Source organism: Paraburkholderia franconis (genome assembly GCF_009362735.1).
GTDB classification, from domain to species: domain Bacteria; phylum Pseudomonadota; class Gammaproteobacteria; order Burkholderiales; family Burkholderiaceae; genus Paraburkholderia; species Paraburkholderia franconis.
On sequence record NZ_WHNP01000052.1, the window covers coordinates 1 to 20,114 of the forward strand.

Sequence of the window (20,114 nt, forward strand, 5' to 3'; positions counted from 1 at the left end):
GTGCCGAGCGCCATCATGATCATCGTCATCGCGAGCACGCGCTGACGGCCGATGCGGTCGCCGAGCGGGCCGAACACCATGCCGCCGATCGGGCGCACGAGGAACGCGGCGGCAAATGTGCCGAAGGTCGCGATCAGCTGCGCGGACGGGCTGCTCGACGGGAAGAACACTTTGCCCAACGTGACGGCGATATAGCTGTACACACCGAAGTCGAACCATTCCATCGCATTGCCGAGGGCCATTGCGCCGACGGCACGCCTGAGAAGGGTGTTGTCGACGACCGTGATGTCGTCGAGGGTGAGGGGCACGGCTGCCGAATAGCTTCCCGCGATGCTCTCTTGCGAAGGTCTCAATTGACGCACTCCTGGAATGGCGCTGCAAACCCGCCGGACGGAAGAAGTGTCCGACCGGACGAGGTGCTGATTGGGCGCGAGGCCTGGTGGGATGTCGATGGCGCGAGCGGGCGTTGGCATGCAGCCGTGTCGAAAGCTGCGGACGACCATGCAAGCCAGCGCGACACCCGGCAAATTCATGTGTCAAGGAGAGTGTGCTGTCGCGCTTGCAGCGAGGCCTTCGCTCACGCGTCCAGAAAACGGCGGAAAACGACACCTGTGAACGGGATGTCGAGACCGTCAGGGATTACCCTGAGCTTGAAATAAATATTTTCGGATCGGCTAGAATCGAAAACCACGGTCTATTTTTTCAAAGAATCGGCAGTTTCTTTAGAAACAAATTCCCATATCGGCTCCGTAACATAGTTGTGGATGGGAACAAGAAAGCGGGACGCACAAGCGGAACAATACAAGCGCGGTAAGCAACACTACAAGCAGAGTCAAGATTGCCCGATATGAATACATTGGCCCGCGTTTTCGAAGCACTCAGCACGTCAGCAGGGGGTCTGTTCTTTTCAAAGGCCAGTGCCCGTTCCGATCTTTTCTTTTTTCATGCGTCCGGCTGACCACGGCGGCTATTCCGCCGTCGCTAAGGTTCGCAAGTACGCAGTTCACCGCAGTACCCCCTCACGCCATTCAAACCGGCAGTCGCTCAGGCTGCGGGATGCGAATGTCGTATGCTTCGGCTCGCGACGTCAAACGAAAACTGATTAGTTGTACCACCAAAAAGAGGAGATTCCATGAAACGCATCAACACACTTCGCGTCGTTGCACAAGTTGCCGCATTGTCGGTGCTGTCGATCACGACGCTCGCCGCGAAGGCCGATCAGCTTGCGGACATCAAGCAGCGCGGCGAGCTCGTATGCGGTGTGCTGGGCACGGACGAGCCTTTCAGCTTCATGAAAGACCCGATGAGCCGCGAGATCGTCGGCTATGACGTGGACATGTGCAACGCCGTGGCAAAGAGCATCGGTGTCAAGCCGGTTCTCAAGCAGCTGGCCGTGGCCGCGCGCATTCCTGAACTGCAACAGGGCCGCGTCGATCTGCTCGCCGCTTCGCTCACGCACAACAAGGAGCGCGAAGCGCAAATCGACTTCTCGGTATCGACCTTCATCACGGGCCAAAAGGCGATGGTCAGGAAGGACAGCGGCATTACGACCCTCGCTCAACTCGATGGCAAGAAGGTGTTGACGGTCAAAGGCTCCACGATGGAGACCAACATCGCGAAGACGATCAAGAACGCGGATGTCGTATCGTTCGACACCAGCCCTCAGGCGTTGCTCGCGCTCCAGCAGGGCAAGGGCGTGGCCTATGTGAACGACGAGACGACGCTGGTCGGCAACCTCGCGAAGCTCGGCCCGGCAGGGAAAGACTACGCACTGGTGACGGAGAACATCTCGACGGAACACATCGCGCTGGGTATCCGCAAGAATGAGCCGGCATTCCGCGAGCAGGTGAACAAGGTGCTGCTCGGCATGGAAGGAGATGGCCAGGCGCAGCAAGAGTTCAACAAGTGGTTCGGTCCCGGCACGAAGATGAACTTCCCGCCGCGCACGTTCAAGATCGCAACCGACAAGATCGACTAACTCCAACTATGGCCGCCGCCCGCTCCGACGACGGGCGGCCAGATACTTCATGCCTACATTCAATCTGTCGGCGCTGCTTTCGGGGCAATATGGCCAATGGCTCGTCAGCGGCTTCCTGATGTCGATCAAGCTGTCTGTGCTTGCCTTTGCATTCTCGCTTCCGCTCGGCATCGTCGTTGCGTTGACACGCCTCGCTCCCATCGCGTTCATTCGCGGGCTCGGTCAGGCGTACGTCGAAGCGATCAGAAACGTTCCGTTGCTTGCGCACATGTTGTTCTGGTACTTCGGCGCGCCGGAGCTGCTGCCGCTCGTCATCAAGACATGGCTCTATAACAAGAATTACGAGGCGGCTAGCGCATTGATCGCACTGGTTCTCTATACGTCCGCCTATATGGCCGAAGACATTCGCAGCGGAATTCGCTCGATTCCGAAGGAGCAACTCGAGGCGAGCCGCGCGCTCGGTTTCGGCTTCCTGCAGGCGATGCGGCTCGTGGTGTTGCCGCAATCGTTGCGCGTCACGGTTCCGCCACTCGTCAACCAGACGCTCAATCTGTGGAAGAACTCGAGCATCGCGATGGTGATCGGCGTGGCTGAATTGATGTACCAGGCGCAGCAGGTGGAAAGCGCAACCTTCCGGGGCTTCGAATCGTTTGGCGTGGCAACGGCCGCGTATCTGACGGTGTCGATCGCCATCACGCTGTTCTCTGCGTGGTATCAGCAACGCTATCCCGTCCGGAGCATGTAGCGATGATCGACATACTCCAGACTTACGGCATGTACTACCTGGTGGGCCAGTATCCGAATGGGCCGCTCGGAGGACTCGTCCTCACGCTGATGCTCGCTTCCGCAGGTCTTGTGCTGGCGCTGCCCGTGGGCATCGTCTTTGGATTGTGCCGCATCAGCCCGTTTCGCGTGCTGCGCTGGCCCGCCACCGCGCTCGTCTATGGCGTGCGCGGCACGCCGCTGCTAATGGTCATTTTCTGGGCGTACTTTCTGCTGCCGACGCTCACCGGCCATCGTACGAATCAGTTCAGCACGATGCTCACGGCACTGGTCGTTTTCGACGGCGCGTATCTCGCCGAAATCGTGCGGGCGGGTATTCAGGCTTTGCCGAAGGGGCAGATGGAAAGTGCGCGCTCGCTTGGCCTGTCGTATATGCACGCGATGGCGTTCGTGATCCTGCCGCAGGCGTTGCGCAACATGCTGCCGTCGCTCGTGAACCAGCTGGTCTCGACCATCAAGGAGACATCGCTCGGCTACATCATCAGTCTGCCGGAAGTGTCTTTCGTGGCAGGACAGATCAGTACTCAGGCGCTGACGCAATCTGCACAGATCTATCTGCTGCTCGCATTCAGCTACTTCGTGATGTGCTTCGGGCTGACCCGTTGCGCGTATCTGCTCGAAAGGCGGCTTGCGTCACGCTTGCCGGCAAAGGTGTGAACATGATCGAGATCGAAAACGTCAACAAGTGGTATGGCGAATATCAGGCACTCGTGGACGTTAGCGAGAGCGTTGCGAAAGGCGAGGTCGTGGTGGTGTGCGGGCCATCGGGCTCCGGCAAGTCCACGCTGATTCGCACGCTGAACCGGCTCGAACCGATCCAGAAAGGCCGTATCGTCGTGAACGGCCAGGATGTGCATGCGCGCGGAATTGACGTGAATGTGCTGCGCTCGGGAATCGGCTTCGTGTTCCAGCAGTTCAACCTCTTCCCGCATCTGACGGTATTGCAGAACTGCGTGCTCGCGCCTATGCGTCTGAAGCGCATGTCGCAGAAGGATGCTCGCGAGTTCGCAATGAGCCTGCTGGAACGCGTGGGTTTGCCGCACAAGGCGAACACGTATCCGGGTCAGCTATCGGGCGGACAGCAGCAACGCGTCGCGATTGCTCGCGCGCTTGCGATGAAACCGCCCGTGATGCTATTCGACGAACCGACATCGGCGCTTGACCCCGAAATGGTGAACGAGGTGCTGCTAGTGATGAAAGACCTCGCTCGCGACGGCATGACGATGATGTGCGTCACGCACGAAATGGGTTTTGCGCGCGAGGTGGCCGACCGCGTGCTCTTCATGGACCAGGGCAAGGTACTCGAACGCGCGGAGCCCGACCGCTTTTTCCAGCGGCCCGAGCATCCGCGCGCGCAGCGTTTCCTGTCGGATATCCGCTCGCCGTGGGCGAGCGCTGTCACTGTCTAGTGTGTAGAGAGACGGTGCACGCGCGGTTACGATGTAGCTTTACCGATTGCGCGGGAAAGAGGAATTGCAAAGTTGAAGATCAACGCAGACCGTTTGTTGAACGACCTCAAGCAGCTTCGCAGTTTTGGTGCAACAGGGCCTGGAGTCGTGCGTCTCGCGCTGTCGCCCGTCGATATGGAGTCGCGCCGCTGGCTCGCCGAGCGGATGATGGATGCGGGCCTGGATGCCGTCATCGATGGTGTGGGGACGGTATTCGGGCGTTCTTCGAAGAGCGGACCGGCGCTGCTGATCGGCTCCCATACCGACACGCAACCGACGGGCGGCTGGCTCGACGGCGCGTTGGGCGTGATCTACGGCATCGAGATCGCTCGCGCACTCGCTGAAAGCGATGCGACCCGTCATCTGGCCGTCGATGTCGCGTCGTGGATGGATGAAGAAGGCATGTTCTCGTCCTTTCTCGGTAGCCGCAGTTTTGTCGGGGAGCCGGTCGACGAGTCGATTCTCAACGCGAGGGATAGGGAAGGGCTGCTGCTGCGCGACGCACTGGCGAACGCCGGACTCGACGGGACACCGCGTGTGCGCCTCGACAAGAGCCGGCACAAAGCCTATATGGAGCCGCACATCGAACAGGGCGGCCGCCTTGAAGCCGCAGGCAAGTCGATTGGCGTCGTGACCACCATCGTCGGCATACGCGAGTTGAGGCTGCGCTTCAAGGGGCAGCGCAATCATGCGGGTACTACGCCGATGTCGATTCGCCGCGATGCCGGCGCGGCTCTCGTTTCGTTCATCTCGCGGATGGACGAAGTGTTCGGCGCGCTCGCCGACGCCGATACTGTATGGACGGTCGGGCGTATCGAACTCGACCCCGGCTCGTTCAGCGTGGTGCCGGGCCAGGCCGAAATGTATTTGCAGTTCCGCGATGCAAACGCTCAGCGACTCAATGCAATGGGGGCAGCGCTCGCGACGCTCGTTAGCGAATTCAACACGGCACACAAGGTGACGGTTGAAATCATCGCATGCGAACAGCCGGAAGAGCCTGTCGTCATGGATAGCGCGCTACAGCAGCATCTCGCGAGTGCCGCGGAGGCGCTAGCGCCGGGGCAATGGGAGCGCATGCCGAGCGGCGCTTCTCACGATGCCCAGGTGCTCGCGCATCATTTGCCGGCGTGCATGCTATTCGTTCCCAGCATCGGCGGAGTCAGTCACGACTTCATCGAAGATACGGCCGAGGAACATATCGTGCTGGGCTGCCAGGTCGCGGCGAACGCGGCCGTCGCTATTCTTCAGGACTTGTGGGCACGGCAAAGCTGAAGAATGGTTGCCGATTCATCCGATCGTTCGGCTTTGAAACTCAAGTATCGTTGCGCGCCGAAAAAACGCCTGATTTGAAGCGGAATTACGTTGCCTGGTAGTAACCATTAAGGTATTTCGAGCAGATCGGAATCACTCATGTTGTGATCCATTTAGGAACCTCTCAATGGGCTCAATGTCCATATTGGATGTTGCCCTCTTTTAGGGGATCGAAATGGCTGCCACGCAATCAGGGGCCGTGCCCCTTACTGCTGAAGACTACCGGCGTCAGTTGCGCCGCGCCGTGATTGCCAGCACGATCGGCACAACGATCGAATGGTACGACTTCTTCCTCTATAGCACCGTCACTGGCCTGGTTTTCGCAAAGCTGTATTTTCCGGAATCGGACCCGCTCGTCGGTACGCTACAAGCATTTCTCATCTATGCCGTCGGCTTTCTCGCAAGGCCGGTCGGCGCGGCCATTTTCGGTCACTACGGCGATCGCATCGGACGCAAGGCAACGCTGATCGTCACGCTCTTGCTGATGGGACTCGCCACATTTGCCGTTGCATTCGTCCCCACCTACGCGACGATCGGCATCTGGGGCGCCGTCATTCTGACGGTGCTGCGCTTTATTCAGGGCGTCGGCGTCGGCGGCGAATGGGGCGGTTCGGTCCTGATGTCGATGGAGTGGGCACGCACCAACTCGCATCGCGGCTTCGTCGCTTCGTGGCCGCAATTCGGCGTGCCGGCGGGTTTGTTTATCGCCAATCTCGCCGTGCTGGCGATGAGCCAGATGTCGGGCAACGCGTTCCTCACGTGGGGCTGGCGGGTGCCGTTCTTCCTCAGCATCGTGCTGGTCGCGATCGGCCTGTACATCCGCTTGAATATTCTCGAAACGCCGATCTTCGCAAAGCTCCTCTCTGAGCAGAAGATCGAGAAAGCGCCGATGCTCGAAGTGCTGCGCAGACAGCCTAAAGATATTTTTCTTTCCGCTTTTGCACGGATGGCCGAACAGGCGCCTTTCTATATCTTCACCGCCTTCGTCTTCACCTATGGCGTCAGGACGCTGGGCGCGACGCGCGATCTGCTGCTCACTGCTGTTCTAGTAGCGTCGGTTCTGGAGTTCTTCACCATTCCGTTCTTTGGCCACGTGTCGGATCTCATCGGGCGGCGGCGGATGTATATGATCGGCGCGGCCGCAGCCGGCATATTCGGCTTCATCTATTTCGCCATGGTCGACACGAAGGACCCGGTGTGGATCTTCGTGGCCATCGTGCTCTCACTGGTGCCGCATTCGATGATGTACGGTCCGCAGGCGGCGTTGATCGCGGAGTCCTTCACGGGGCGTCTGCGGTATAGCGGGGCGTCGCTTGGTTATCAACTGGCTTCCGTCATTGCGGGCGGTCCCGCGCCGCTGATTGCGACTGCGCTTTTCGCGTACTACCACTCGGGCTACGCAATCGCGGGCTATATCCTCGTGTGTGCGCTGTTCAGCCTCGCCGCCTCGTGGCGAATGGGCGATTACACGAACAAGGACATCTCGCGCGAATATGACGAAGGGCGCATGATGGACGACCACGGACACGCAAGGCCGGCACACTGATCGATTGGCACATTGACCCGGCGCGCGTTTGTCACGACGCGCGCCGCGACACGCGTGGACACGCGGCTCAAGCAAGGCGTGATCTGGCAATCAAAGCTCGATGCATTTCCGGATCGGGTCACAAGCCGTCATTCACGCCGCTTATGGACGCTATCGTCGCCAGCGGAACCGGCTTGCGACGTAGAAGCCGTCTGGCCGACAGGCGACTCGGCGAGAGTCGGCTCCTTCAGCACGCGAAGCTCCTGTGGCACAGCGATGTCGTGACTGCGTCGGGCCGCCTTGCCCGTATCCATTGCCTGTCGGTTCTCGCGATGGGCGAGATCGTCAGTCTGCGGCCACACGTTGCGCTCGTTCGGCGATGTGTGTAGCTGCATTTGCGGCAGAGGAATCTCGATGCCGGCCGCGTCCATCTTGAGCTTGAGCCGCGCGTTGAAAGCACGCGCCACGCTCCACTGCTGAAGAGGCCGCGTCTTGATCTGTCCTTTGACGACGATGCAGTTGGTGTCGAAGCGGTCGAGTCCCCACACTTCGACCGGTCCGAGTATTTCGTTGCGAAAGCGAAAATCGTCGATCAGATCGGCGCCCACTTCCGCGATCATGCGTGTCACTTCATCCATGTCGGCGGAGAAGGGAACCCGCACTTCGAATATCGCATTGGCGAAGTCGCGCGACAGGTTCTTCACGATCTTGATCTGCGAAAACGGGATGGTATGAACCGCGCCTTGTCCGTCGCGCAGCCGTACAGTGCGGATCGTCAGATCCATCACAGTACCCGCGTGGCCGCCGTCGACGTCGATCCAGTCGCCCACCGAGATAGTCTCCTCGATGATGATGAAGAGTCCCGTGATCAGGTCAGTGACGAGCGACTTTGCGCCGAAGCCGACCGCAAGCCCGATCACACCTGCGCCCGCGAGCAACGGCGTCAGATTGATGCCCAGGCTGGCGGCGGCAATGACGGCCGCAAGGCTTGCAACCGTTACGAAGATTGCGTTGCGCACGAGCGGCAACATCGTGCGCGCACGCACGCCTGGATCGAGTGCCTTGTTGCGTGAACTGCTCGGGCCCAGTGCTTCGAGAATCACGGTGTCGATCAGAATCCACATGAACCACGCGCCGAAGACCGTCGCAACGACTGCGATGAGCGCATGCCTGAAACCGGGCGTCATCGCGCTGTGCTTGATCAGCCGTGCAATCGGTCCGCTCCACAGTTCCATTTCGAATCGAATGTACGCGAGCCACATCAGGAGGACGAGCAGCGTGCTCGCAAAGCGCAAGAGCCGCATCAGATGAGGTGCCCGGCGCCGTGCGCGGGTCTCCCGTCGACGCGTCAGATGCAGCAGCAGCGCCGACACGAACAGCGTGAGGACGAGCAGCAGCGCACTGAGCAGCGACGGCCTCAACACGTTTCCTTCTTCGCCGCGCCCGTCGATGATCGCGACGACGGAAGCTATTGCGATCAGCAGCATCGGGATGTGCCACAGCGATGCGAGGATATCGAGCGATTCAGTGGCGAGCTTGTGGTCGCGCCTTCGCGAATAAGGACGGTTGCGGATCAGATGCGTGACGGGCCGCCGGTACGCAATCGCGAAGAATCCGCACAGAACGGCCGCAGCCAGGTTTGCGAGGCTCGATATGAGCCCCGCGAAGTTCGCGCCGAGAAGATGCGTGACGTCGGGGTTGGCTGCCGCGTCGCCGAGTGCGGCGCACGCGCCTATCGCGAAGAGCGGCCAGAGGCTGCGCGCCAGCAGGCGATGCACGGCGACACGCCGATGCGCCGTGTTGAACACCGAGAAAACGATCAGGCATATCACCGAAAAAATCGAACCCGCGACGATCGCATAAGCAATCACGAGCCCTAGCGTGCGGCCGAGCGCATCAGGCATTCCGCGCACGAACACCAGTACCGCAACGAAGGCGACGATCCACGGTCCTGACTGCCGCAACGCAAAGATCAGCAGGTCGATCGACGTCGGATTCGGCTCTAGCGCGAGGTCTCGACCATAGCGCGCGAGGACGCGCCGCTGCAGATAGATCAGCAAGCCGGCACACGCGCCCCATCCCGCAAGCGTCGAGGCCATGCCAACCAGAACCTCACCGAACGATTCGCCCCTTGACCCTGCGAGAATCATTCGCAGATCACTGGCTGCCCCGCTGAATCGGGCCGCCCAGAAATGAAGCGGTGTTCCGCCGCCGTTCAGATTCGTTTCCACCGATGCGATGCCCGACGCAATCGCGCCGAGCAGATCGCTATTGGTCTGCGCGCGCGGCACGGGCGCGACACCTTGCGTGGCTTCCCGAAGTCCCTTCAACTGCTCGACGAGCGCTTTGCGTTGGGTATCGTTGTCGAGCGTGCCGATCAGGTTGTTTAGCGAGCGCGTCATCTCCGCCTGGCTGGCGGGCGCAGGAGCGGATGCAGCCTGTGCCGCCGAGGCCGGCTGTGTCGATGCTCCCTTCGCAGTGTTGAGAATAGTTTGCAAGCCGGCGGGCAGTGGTCCGGCGACAGCGGGGACGATCGATCCCGTCAACAGCATGACAATGCCTGTTGCGACCAGCCACGCGTGAGCGCAGCGCATCGCGCGTCCTGCGACAAGGCGCACCGCCGGCGCCGTCGGGGCGCGCGAGCCGGCAGAGGGAAGCGCGAGATTAGTCGGCCGCGGCGAGAGCATGGCTGGCTTCGCGCCGCATGAACGCGTTCATGGAGATCCCTACAAAAGGTCCCCCTCGTTGAGAGCCGGGTAGTTGAGAGCGGTAGTCAGTCTGACGATGGCGCGATTCGATCGCCAGAAATAATGCCTTCAAAGTCCCGCGCAAAGATTAGCTCATTAGATGCCGCCATGCCATCTCCATCGACACTGCGATGAAATGGGGGACGAGAGATGAGTAAGGTTCTCCATCGAATGACGCACGACGTTCGAAGTAATCAAGTACTCCGTTTAACAGATTTCGCATAAACACAAGCTCGATACTCGACGCAAAGTCTCCACATAATTACGCTTAAATCGAATATAGAGTTGTGCATGGCTCCGACAGGAAGTGAAGAGTGCGATAAAGGCCGCAACAACAGGAGTTCGTCATGCGTGGTCGATACGACGAGTCAGCTCGCAGTCTGCCGCGTCACTGGCGACGGCTTCTGGATTGTTTTAGTCAGTGGAAATTCTCCCGGCATACATTGGCCGGGGCATGCGCTGGTCTGATCGCGTTCCTGCTGCCTCTGCCGTCACACGCACAGGCGACATCCGAGCCGCCACTTTCGAACCGCACGGTGATTGGAGGCAATGTCAAGCAGCACGCCGATGCCGTGCTCGCGATCATGACTTACACGACGGTTCCCGATGTCACGACCAGTTCCCTGTCGATCAACAGCGGTTCCAGCGGCAACCCCGGCTTCGGCCAGACCCAGTTCGGGGGAGGATTCACGATCAGCAAGTCCTTCCCTTTGTATCTCGAGGGCACGCTCGCATACAGCCGATACGACCCGACATTCGTCGCCTCGGATGGCGCCGAGCAGCGCTCACTGCCGACACGATGGAACACATTCAGCACCACGGTCGGCGTCGGCTGGGATTTCCATATTACCGATGAACTCGTATTCCGTCCGATCGTGAACGGCACGATTGGGCGCGTCGCGAGCGACCTGAAGGTCGGACAGACGATCGTCAATCACGTCACGGACAGCAACCTTCAGTTTCTGAACAGCGGATCGCTCGACGCATATGGCTACGGCGGCTCGCTGGTGCTCGATTACGAACATTACCGCGAGGAACACGAGATCGACGTCGAACTGCGCGCGACGGACATCTACCTGCGAAGCTTCGGTGGTTCTTCGACGGCCGTGCAGGGCTCGGCGATGGCGCAGCAACTGAGTCTATGGACACGCTGGCGCGCGCCGACAGGCTGGCGCGCGCTCGATCGGCCGGTTCGCTATGTACTCGAAGCGGCCTACTCGCATTATTTCGGCGACAGCGCCGGCGTGCTCGGCTTTAACGATCTCACGTCGCTCGGCGTCGGGCTCGAGCTCGACAGCAGCAAATACCCGATCGTGATCACGCGCACGCGCGCGCTGGTCCGCTATGTCTTTGGACACAATGTACATGGCGTGTCGTTTGGTTTCGCCGTGAGCTTTTAGGCCGATATTCGCCGTTCATTAGACGGCAAGTTCTGCTTTATCAAACGCAACAATCACGACCATTATTCGTTGAGTCAGTACGCTGAGTATTTGCATCCATAACGCGACGAATGTTCTAACATCAAATTGAGTCGACGCCGCAATCCGCTGCAAACCCATTTTGCAATTGCCATCAGTCCAGACAGGGCCGATTAGTCGGGACCCCTGTCATACCGTCTGAAGGAGCGGCCATGTCCCTGTGGAACCAGCGACGAGCCAAAGTCTCGTGCTTGTGGTTTCTCTTTGTCGCGCTGACGTTGGGAGCGGGCGCCGCGCGCGCCCAATCGCAACCGCAACCGCAACCGCAACCGCAACCGCAACCGGAATCGCAGTCGCAACCGGAATCGGCACAGCCCGCGTCATTCAAGCCTGAAGAACTCGAAGCGCTCGTCGCGCCGATTGCGCTCTATCCGGATTCCGTGCTCGCGCAGGTACTGATGGCATCGACGTATCCGCTCGAAATCGTGCATGCGGCGCGCTGGGTGAAGGCCAATCCGAACGTCAAGGGAGACGCCGCCGTGAAGGCCGTCGGAAACGAGCCGTGGGATGCCAGTGTGAAGTCGCTGGTCGCGTTCCCGCAAATTCTCGAGCCGATGAACGACAAGCTCGACTGGACCCAGAAGCTCGGCGACGCTTTTCTCGCGCAGCAAAAAGACGTGTTCGCCGCCGTTCAGCGCTTGCGCGCCCGTGCGAAGGACTCGGGCAACCTCAAGTCGAACGAGCAGCAGAACGTGGTCGTCGAACAGCCTCCCGCCGGCGGCGGGCAGACGATCGTGAAGATCGAGCCGGCGAATCCGCAGGTGATCTACGTGCCGGCCTATAACCCGACCGTCGTGTATGGCGCATGGAGTTATCCGGCCTATCCGCCGACCTACTGGCCGCCGCCCCCGGCCTACTATCCGGGCGGGGCACTGATGACGGGTTTCGCCTGGGGGATCGGGCTCGCTGCCGCCGGCGCGATTTTCAGCAATTGCAACTGGGGCGGCGGCGACGTCAATATCAACGTCAACAAAGCCGCGAATATCGACCGCAATTTCGACCGGACCAAGGTCGAGGGCGGCGGACGCTGGCAGCACGACGGGAGCCATCGCCAGGGCGTGGCCTACCGTGACAACGCGACCCGCGACAAGTACGCGCGCAACGTCGGCGGCGCCGAAGGACGCAACGATTTCCGCGGCCGCGACACGGGCGCGGGCGGGCGCGCCAATACAGCCGACCGGGCGGGCGCAGGCAACCGCGCCGGGACGGCGGACAGGGCCAACGCAGGCAACCGTGCCGCGACCGCGGACAGGTCCAACGCGGGCAATCGCGCATCGGTGGCGGACAGGTCGAATGCCGGCAATCGCGCGGGCGGCGGCGCAGGCGTCGCGGACAGATCGGCCGGCGGCGGCGATTTCGGCGGCGCCTCGAACCGCGCGGGCACCGGCGACGTCTCGCGTGCGAGCGATCGCGTGGGCAGCGGCGGTGGCGGCGGTTTCAGCGGCGGCCGCGACAACGCATTTCAGGGCGTAGGCGCGGGCGGCGCGACGCAGCGCAGTTATGACCGGGGACGCTCCAGCATGCAGGGCTCGGGCTTCAATCGACCGAGCGGCGGTGGCGGCATGCGGGCGGGCGGCGGCGGACGTGGCGGAAGACGCTAGGGAGACGCGAGCATGAGAGCATCGTCACGATTTCGGCTGGGCTTGCTGGCGCAAGCGCTGCGGGCGGTCGCTGTGATGGGCGCGCTGTATTTGGGCGTCGTGCCTTTGGCGCATGCGGAGAAGGACTTTAGTTCTCCCGATGCCGCGATGAACGCGCTCGGCGAAGCCATCGGCAACAACGAGGAGGCCACGCTGCAAGCCATTTTTGGACGCAACTTTCGCGATCTGATTCCGCCTGTCGGCGCTGAAATACGCGGCCGCTTCCTCGATGAATGGGGTAACTCGCACCAGATCGAGCAGACGGACGACGGCCATGCGCACATTGCAGTGGGCAACGACGGCTGGACTTTCCCGATTCCGCTCGTGAAAAGCGACAAAGGATGGCACTTCGACATGCGCGCGGGTGCGGAGGAAATGCGCTTGCGCCGCATCGGCCGAAACGAGCTCGCCGTCATCCAGACGATGCTCGCGGTCTACGACGCGCAGCGCGAGTACGCGCTCACCGACCACGACGGCGTGGGCCTGCTGACGTACGCGTCGAAGATGTCGAGTTCACCGGGCAAGCACGACGGTCTGTACTGGCCGACGCCGCCGGACGCGCCGCCCAGCCCGCTCGGACCGGCCTTCGTTCAGGCGAGCGCGCGTAACACCGAGGACGCCGGATATCACGGCTATCACTACAGGCTGCTGACGTCGCAAGGCCCGCATGCGCCGGGCGGCGCATACGACTATGTCGCGCATGGCAAGCTGTTCGGCGGCTTTGCCGTCATTGCATGGCCCGTCCGGTACGGAGAGACGGGGATCAAGAGCTTCATGGTCAGTCACGCCGGGCAGGTCTATGAAAGCGATCTCGGCCCGGATGGTGCGGCGAGGGCGAAGGCCATGTCGTCGTTCGATCCCGGACCCGGCTGGTCGAAGGTGCAGCCCTGACATCCCGCCCCGGTGCCGACATTCACGGGCAAACAGACGCGTATAGCGCTTCAGTACCGCGAGGCAACATGAGACGTTTCGCCTCTCACGCCGCTACGCTGATCGTGGCACTGGCGGCAACGGCATTGGCCAGTGCCGCGATACGCAGCTATCCGGACGTCCGTCCGCCGCCCATCGATCCCGCAGCGGCGGCTAGTGCCGACTCGGGACAGGCCGATCTGGAGGCGCTGTTTTTCAGGCATGGCATCGACCCGGATTCGAACAAGGCTCGCATCATCGTCGCGTGGGTGGAGAAGATCCGCGAGGACCCCGTCATCGCGACGGGCATCGCGGGTGGAGCGCAGAGCGTCGGACAGATCTTTCTTGATCCTGCCGCACGCGAGAACCTGATGTCGCAAGGACTCGTCCGTCTCGCACCACCGGACCGCCTGAAGTATGTGCAGCTTGTGACGAAGTTCCTCGACGAACTCGTCCCCGTCAACTGCTTTGGTCTTTCCAACATGCGCGCGGTGATGAACCAGGTCTCGCTGCGCGAGATGACGGACGCCGACGTCGACCAGTACTTCAATCTTCTCTTCAAGGTTCTGCTCAGCGATGCGTCGAATGCGCCCGTCCCCAATCCGACGCCGCAACAGTACGCCGCTGCCGAGCGGCAACTGACGCGCATGCTCGTCGCTGAGCTTCACGGCGATCAGACGAACCTGGCGCGGTTCGCGTCATACACGTCGAATCCGTCGATGGCGACGCCGTCGGACGCGTGCTGGGCCACCAGAGTGACCTTGCACGCGATCATCGCGATGCCCGACCCCGAACGGGATCTCGTTCTGCTTCGGACCATCATGCCGAACAGCGCACATGATGCTTCATCTCGCGGGCAACCGGACGCGCCGGGCACCGCCGCACCGTTGCGCGCGGCATCGCAACCAGGCGGCGCCGATGCGCCGTAGCGCTTGCCAACCGGCGGCGCGTCGCCTCGATGCCGCGGGCCGCTCGTGTCTTTGAATGTCGAGTCGCTCAAGAGGACTTCGCGGCCGCTCCGGCTGCGATGAACTGTCACTGCGGGAGAAAGGTGATGAATAATCGAACCGCACGCGTACTATTTTTTGCGCTGACATCGGCGCTCGTGGGATGCGCGCAGCCTTATCAGCAATTGCAGTCGGGCACGGACCAGTCGACGGTCATCGCCCGCCTGGGACCACCAAAGGAAACCTACAGTCTTCCGAATGGCGGCAAGCGCCTGATGTGGCCGACCCAGCCGATGGGCACGACAACGACGGCAGCCGACTTCGACGCTTCCGGAAAGATGGTGAGCGTCCGGCAGGTGCTTCAGGAAAGCGAGTTCTATCGCGCCGAAGTCGGCAAATGGACGCGCGACGATGTACTCGTCAATTTTGGCCGTCCATTCGAGACGTCTTATTTCCCGCTGATGAAGCGCGAGGTCTGGTCGTATCGCTATCAGGAAAGCAACGTCTTCTACATGATCTTCAACTTCTATTTCGACGATCAGGGCATTGTGCGGCAAACGCAAAAGTCGCCTGATCCAATGCGCGATCCGAGTCGGCGCGGCATGTTCTAGCGGTTCGCCAGAACCTGTGATGCAGGGCGGAAGCCGATCACTCGCCGCGCGCGCGGCGAATCCCTACGGTTTGCGTATGCAGGCGATTCGATAGACTCCGTCCTCGACTTCGACGCCGTGCGTATCGTGAGTGAAGCCCGGAAAGCGCAGGTCGAACTTTTCGAGCGCCTTCAGGTAGCCGAGCAACGGGCCATCGTCGGGGCCCGCATTTTCGCCGGGCATCAGCAGCGGAATACCCGGCGGATAGGGCACGACCGCGTTAGCGACCGTGCGGCCTGCCATTTGCGACAGATCCAGCGTTTCAACCTGGTTGTGCACGAGCAGCTCGAATGCCTCCTGCGGACTGTATTCCGGATCGGGAAGCGTCGAGAAGCCGCGCGACATCATCTCCGTCGTCTTCAGATCGCCCATCGCGCGGAACATGAGATCGCAGAGATCGCGCAATCCGAGGCGGCTATAGCGTTCCGGATAGCGAGCGACCAGATTCGGCAATGCCTGATCGAGCGCGAGATTGGCGTCATAGTCTTTCTTGAAGTCGAGAAGCGTGTTGACGAGCGTTCCCCATTTGCCCTTCGTGATGCCGATCGAGAACAGCAGCAGAATCGTGAAGTCGGTTGTTTTCTCGACGACGATGCCGTGGCGGTCCAGGTAAGCCGTCACGACACATGCGGGAATTCCGACGGGCAACAGCCCGCCTTGCGGCGCGACGCCGGGTGTCAGGATCGACACCTTGATCGGATCGAGCATGCAGTAGCCGTCTTCGATGGTCCCGAAGCCGTGCCACGCGTCGTTGGGATGCATGACCCAGCACGACGGATCGGTCGCGAGCAGTTCTTCGTCGGCCTCATGGAAAAGCGTGCGCCGGCCGGTGTGACGATTGACGACGATTTCGGGTTGCCAGCCGTTGAAGAACCAGTCGCTTTGCTCGTCGAATTGCGCATGAAGCCTGCCGAGCATCTGGCGAAATGCGATCGCCTCGCGGATCGCGTCTCCCGTCAGCGCTTCGCCACCGGGGCCGTCCATCATCGCGGCGCTGACATCGTTCGATGCAATGATTGCGTATTGCGGCGAGGTGGATGCGTGCATCATGTACGCTTCGTTGAAGCGCGCGTGCTCGATCGGATTGCGCCCGTCGCGAATGTGTATGAATGATGCCTGCGACAACGCTGCGAGCAGTTTGTGCGTCGAGTGCGTCGCAAACACCGTCGGCTTCGAAGCGTCATGATCGGCGGGGTCGCCGTGCATCGCAAAGCGGTCCTTGTAGAGCGGATTGAAGCGCGCATAGCCGTACCAGGCTTCGTCGAAATGCAGCCGGTCGACGCTTTCGCCCAGCAGTTCTTCCAGTCGCGTCACGTTGTAGCAAAGTCCGTCGTAGGTCGAATTCGTCACGAGCGCGTGAACGGGCGTGGGGTCGACGCCATCGCGATTCCTGACGAGCGGGTTCTGTTCGATCAGAAGGCGAATAGCCGCAGCCGTGAGCCGCTCGGGCATGATCGGACCAATGATGCCGTAGTGATTGCGTGAGGGCACGAGATAAGTCGGTATTGCGCCCGACATCGTCATCGCGTGCTCGGATGACTTGTGACAGTTGCGATCGCATAGTGCAATCTGATTGCGCGTCACGCTCGCCATCAGGATCACGCGGTTCGACATCGACGAGCCATTCGTTACGTGATACGTGCGATGCGAGCCGAAGACTCTCGCCGCATAACGTTCGCTTTCGCCGATGGGCCCGCTGTGGTCGAGCAGCGAGCCGAGTTCTCCGACTGAAATCGACAGGTCCGAGCGAAACAGCTGTTCGCCGAAGAACTCGAAGAATGCCTGTCCGACCGTCGACTTCATGAAGGCCGTGCCGCCCGTATGACCGGGCGTATGCCACGAGTATTCGAACACCTTCGAGAATCGCGCCAGTGCGCCGAACATCGGCGGCAGCACGGTCTCGCGATAGCGCTCGATCGACGCGACGATTCTTCCGGCGATAAATGCCGTGGTGTCTTCCAGCATCCAGATGAAGTCGTCGGCTTTTTGCATCGCGTCCACGGGGACGGTCGATGCGCTCGTGCGGCTCGCGAGCAGGAAGATCGGCACGGTCGCGCTGCGCACCCGCTGCGCATCGAGCACGCGCTGGGCTTGTCGATGGCTTTCGTCGTTTTCGAGTTCCCAATCGAGCAGCAGACACTGAATCAGCGGGTCGGAGCGGATGACCGACACGGCGTCGTCGGCCGAGGTCGCTATCACGACGCGCACGCGCCGTTCTTCCAGTTCGGCTGCAAGCGACTGGGCGGCGCGGCCGCTCGCGGTGCGGGCATCGACTTCGTGATGCACCAGCAACGCTTTCATGCCAAGGCGGCGATAGATGGATTCGGACGAGGCGGACATGTGCATTCCCCTGGTTCGCATACTGACGGCAAGCGGCCTGGCGCGCGATGCAAGCGGACGCCAGGCCGGGGCCTCGGGTACGTACTTACTCGGGCAAGACAGCAAGACGATAGAAGTTCTTTGTGTATTCGTCCGGCTCGCCGAACCACTTCACGAAAAGCCCGCGATAGTTGCCCGATGCGTACATCTTGCTGAGCGCGCTGTCGACGAAAAGGCGCATGTCCTCGTCGTCGCGCGCGACGCCCAGCGAAACGGGCACAACGGTGAAGCGGCGCTGAAGGACGAACAGGCTATCCGACGCGGTGCTCCGCTTGACGGCATCCTGCAGGATCTGCCGCTCCGCGAAGAAGACATTGATTTTCCGGTCGAGCACGAGCCGCACGCCCTCTTCATAACTCGACACGTTGACGACGCGCGCTGTCAGCTTGAACTCGTTGATGCGGTCGTTCAGCCATCGCTGCGTGGGCGAATCCTTGATGGTCGAAAATGTCTGCGCATTCAGGATCTCCGCCGGCGATGCGCGCCATACCGGCCGGTTGGTCTGCGTGTCGCCGCTGAGTATCGCCTTGAGGCCGGGTGATGCGTCGGCGCGCATCAGCGCGGCAATACCGCCCGGATAGACGGGCAGCGAATAGCTGATGAACTTGCGGCCCGTCAGTGTTTCAGCGTCGCCGCACAGCAAGTCGATCCGGTGTTCTTGCAGCGCGCGGTAGCGGTCGTCGGATGAGACCTGCGTCCAGTTCACCGTCAGCGCGGGAAGGCCCAGTCCGCCTTTGATCTGATCCGCCACGCCCTGGCACATCCCCGCGAGAAAGCCGACGGCACGGCCCTCGTTGTCCCGGTACACGAACGGGCTCGCCACGTCGACATAGCCGATGTTGACCTTCCCCGATTGCTTGATCCGTGCGAGCGCGCCCGACAGGACGGCGCTCGCCCCCGCTGCGTGCGCGGGACGCGGCGCCGGCGCGCACAGCACGGCGAACGCGATGATGCTCGCGGCCGCGATCGCCGGCTTGCGCGCCTTGGCGCCCAGCAGCGAAAGCCGTGGCGCGATGAAGCCATAGATGATGTAGCCGATCGCCATGACCAACATGCCGCCCAGCACGGCGTCCTTACCGGATGCATAGAGCGCGTAGACGGAGTACACCATCGCGATGACTGCGACCACTGCGTTACGCCTGTAGACGGCGGGTTCCGTCCCTGCGTCTCGCATCATGACGAACAGCGCGGACAGCGACACGATATACGGCACCACGTTCGTCACGACGGCCAGATTGACGAGCGCCGCGAACTGTTCGGACAGATTCGGCGAAATGGTCGACAGCGCCATTAGCGACTGCACGATTCCCATGATGATCATGCCCGCGATCGGTGCGCCATTGTGGCTGGCCTTGCTGAAGATCGACGGGAACATGTTGCTATCGGCGGCGTCCTTTGCCGTCTGGGCCAGCGTGAACTGCCAGCCGAGCAGAGAGCCGACGCACGCCATGGCCGCGAGCGCCATCACGATCGAACCGACAGCCGGGTTGAACATATGCGCGAAGGCGAGACCGAACGGGCCCGTCGATTTCGCGAGGTCCGCATTGGGGACGATGCCCTGGATCGCCGTCGTCGAAAGAACGTAGATGACCGCGGCGCCCAGTGTGCCGAACATGCATGCGAGCGGCACATCGCGCTTCGGGTTCTCGACAGCCGACGAGTTCTGCACCGCCGATTCCATGCCCAGAAATGCCCACAGCGTCAGCGAGATGCTGGAGCCCATGCCTTCTATGAGCCGCATTCCTTGCGGGTTCCAGGCGGCTGCAAAGGTGCTGGAGTGAAACCAGAACCATCCGGCAAACGACATGAATCCGACGGGCAGAATCACGCCCCAGACCGTGATGGAGCCGATACGCCCCGTCAGCTTCGGACCGCCGAAGTTCGCGACCGTGGTGATCCACAACAGCGCGATCACGCCGATGCACGTTGCGACGGGCGACGACGTCAGCACGGGGAAAAAGGCGGCCAGATAGCCGAGCGCCGAGCTTGCGACGGCGACATTCGCAATTGCAAGCGACAGGAAGTAAAGGAAGAACACCTGAAAGTAGCCGGGCTTTCCGTAAGCGTCTTCAGCGTACGCCGCCATGCCGCCCGCACGCTGGTTGAGAATGCCCGCTTGCGCGAAGCCGTAAGCGATCGCCATCGAGCCCAATGCCGTCACCACCCATGACAGCAGCGAAATGGCACCGACCTTCGCCATATTGGTGGGCAGCATGATGATGCCCGAGCCCATCATGTTTACGGTAACGATGAACGTCAATTGCACGACACTCATCTTCTTCGGTTCAGCAGCCATGGCGCACACTCCTTAGTGGCTTT

Annotated in this window: 15 protein-coding genes; 11 read left to right on the forward strand and 4 right to left on the reverse strand. The window is 61.3% G+C overall.

Going from position 1 to position 20,114, the window contains the following annotated elements; translation table 11 throughout:
- A partial coding sequence (locus GCT13_RS34600) for an MFS transporter (RefSeq protein ID WP_152766083.1) occupies positions 1-353 on the reverse strand: 353 nt, incomplete at its 3' end.
- Between the two features lie 779 nt (positions 354-1,132).
- On the opposite strand from GCT13_RS34600, the gene GCT13_RS34605 reads away from it, so the two are divergent.
- The 6 genes from GCT13_RS34605 to GCT13_RS34630 all read left to right on the forward strand — a co-directional run bounded on the left by GCT13_RS34605 (position 1,133) and on the right by GCT13_RS34630 (position 7,066).
- A complete protein-coding gene (locus GCT13_RS34605) occupies positions 1,133-1,978 on the forward strand; it encodes an ABC transporter substrate-binding protein (protein WP_152766085.1) in 846 nt (281 codons plus the stop codon).
- Positions 1,979-2,027: 49 nt separating this feature from the next.
- On the forward strand, positions 2,028-2,723 hold the full coding sequence (locus tag GCT13_RS34610; protein WP_152766087.1) for an amino acid ABC transporter permease: 696 nt from the start codon (positions 2,028-2,030) through the stop codon (positions 2,721-2,723).
- 2 nt (positions 2,724-2,725) lie between these two features.
- Entirely contained in the window at positions 2,726-3,418 is a 693-nt protein-coding gene (locus GCT13_RS34615) for an amino acid ABC transporter permease (protein WP_152766089.1), read from the forward strand.
- Positions 3,419-3,420: 2 nt separating this feature from the next.
- On the forward strand, positions 3,421-4,170 hold the full coding sequence (locus GCT13_RS34620; protein WP_152766091.1) for an amino acid ABC transporter ATP-binding protein: 750 nt from the start codon (positions 3,421-3,423) through the stop codon (positions 4,168-4,170).
- Positions 4,171-4,242: 72 nt separating this feature from the next.
- Positions 4,243-5,481, forward strand: a complete 1,239-nt coding sequence (locus tag GCT13_RS34625) for a Zn-dependent hydrolase (RefSeq protein WP_152766093.1) — start codon at positions 4,243-4,245, stop codon at positions 5,479-5,481.
- A gap of 214 nt (positions 5,482-5,695) precedes the next feature.
- Positions 5,696-7,066, forward strand: a complete 1,371-nt coding sequence (locus GCT13_RS34630) for an MFS transporter (protein WP_152766095.1) — start codon at positions 5,696-5,698, stop codon at positions 7,064-7,066.
- A gap of 128 nt (positions 7,067-7,194) precedes the next feature.
- Here GCT13_RS34630 and GCT13_RS34635 read toward each other — a convergent pair whose 3' ends face one another.
- The gene (locus tag GCT13_RS34635) at positions 7,195-9,639 is read right to left on the reverse strand and encodes a mechanosensitive ion channel family protein (RefSeq protein WP_227747162.1); all 2,445 of its coding nucleotides are present in this window, start codon (positions 9,637-9,639) and stop codon (positions 7,195-7,197) included.
- A gap of 500 nt (positions 9,640-10,139) precedes the next feature.
- On the opposite strand from GCT13_RS34635, the gene GCT13_RS34640 reads away from it, so the two are divergent.
- The 5 genes from GCT13_RS34640 (at position 10,140) to GCT13_RS34660 (ending at position 15,377) form a co-directional block, all read left to right on the forward strand.
- Positions 10,140-11,192, forward strand: a complete 1,053-nt coding sequence (locus tag GCT13_RS34640; RefSeq protein ID WP_152766097.1) for a hypothetical protein — start codon at positions 10,140-10,142, stop codon at positions 11,190-11,192.
- A 230-nt stretch (positions 11,193-11,422) separates the two neighbouring features.
- Complete coding sequence (locus GCT13_RS34645; RefSeq protein ID WP_152766099.1) at positions 11,423-12,871, forward strand: DUF3300 domain-containing protein; 1,449 nt, start codon at positions 11,423-11,425, stop codon at positions 12,869-12,871.
- Between the two features lie 12 nt (positions 12,872-12,883).
- Positions 12,884-13,801: a DUF2950 domain-containing protein gene (locus GCT13_RS34650; protein WP_152766101.1), complete on the forward strand. Its 918-nt coding sequence runs from the start codon at positions 12,884-12,886 to the stop codon at positions 13,799-13,801.
- A gap of 68 nt (positions 13,802-13,869) precedes the next feature.
- Positions 13,870-14,748: a hypothetical protein gene (locus GCT13_RS34655; RefSeq protein ID WP_152766103.1), complete on the forward strand. Its 879-nt coding sequence runs from the start codon at positions 13,870-13,872 to the stop codon at positions 14,746-14,748.
- 125 nt (positions 14,749-14,873) lie between these two features.
- Positions 14,874-15,377: a hypothetical protein gene (locus GCT13_RS34660; protein ID WP_152766105.1), complete on the forward strand. Its 504-nt coding sequence runs from the start codon at positions 14,874-14,876 to the stop codon at positions 15,375-15,377.
- A gap of 63 nt (positions 15,378-15,440) precedes the next feature.
- On the opposite strand, the gene GCT13_RS34665 is transcribed toward GCT13_RS34660, so the two are convergent.
- Together GCT13_RS34665 and potE are read right to left on the reverse strand one after the other, a co-directional pair.
- Positions 15,441-17,756: an Orn/Lys/Arg family decarboxylase gene (locus GCT13_RS34665; RefSeq protein ID WP_152766107.1), complete on the reverse strand. Its 2,316-nt coding sequence runs from the start codon at positions 17,754-17,756 to the stop codon at positions 15,441-15,443.
- A gap of 85 nt (positions 17,757-17,841) precedes the next feature.
- A complete protein-coding gene (gene potE / locus GCT13_RS34670) occupies positions 17,842-20,091 on the reverse strand; it encodes a putrescine-ornithine antiporter (protein WP_152766109.1) in 2,250 nt (749 codons plus the stop codon).
- Positions 20,092-20,114: the final 23 nt, after the last annotated feature.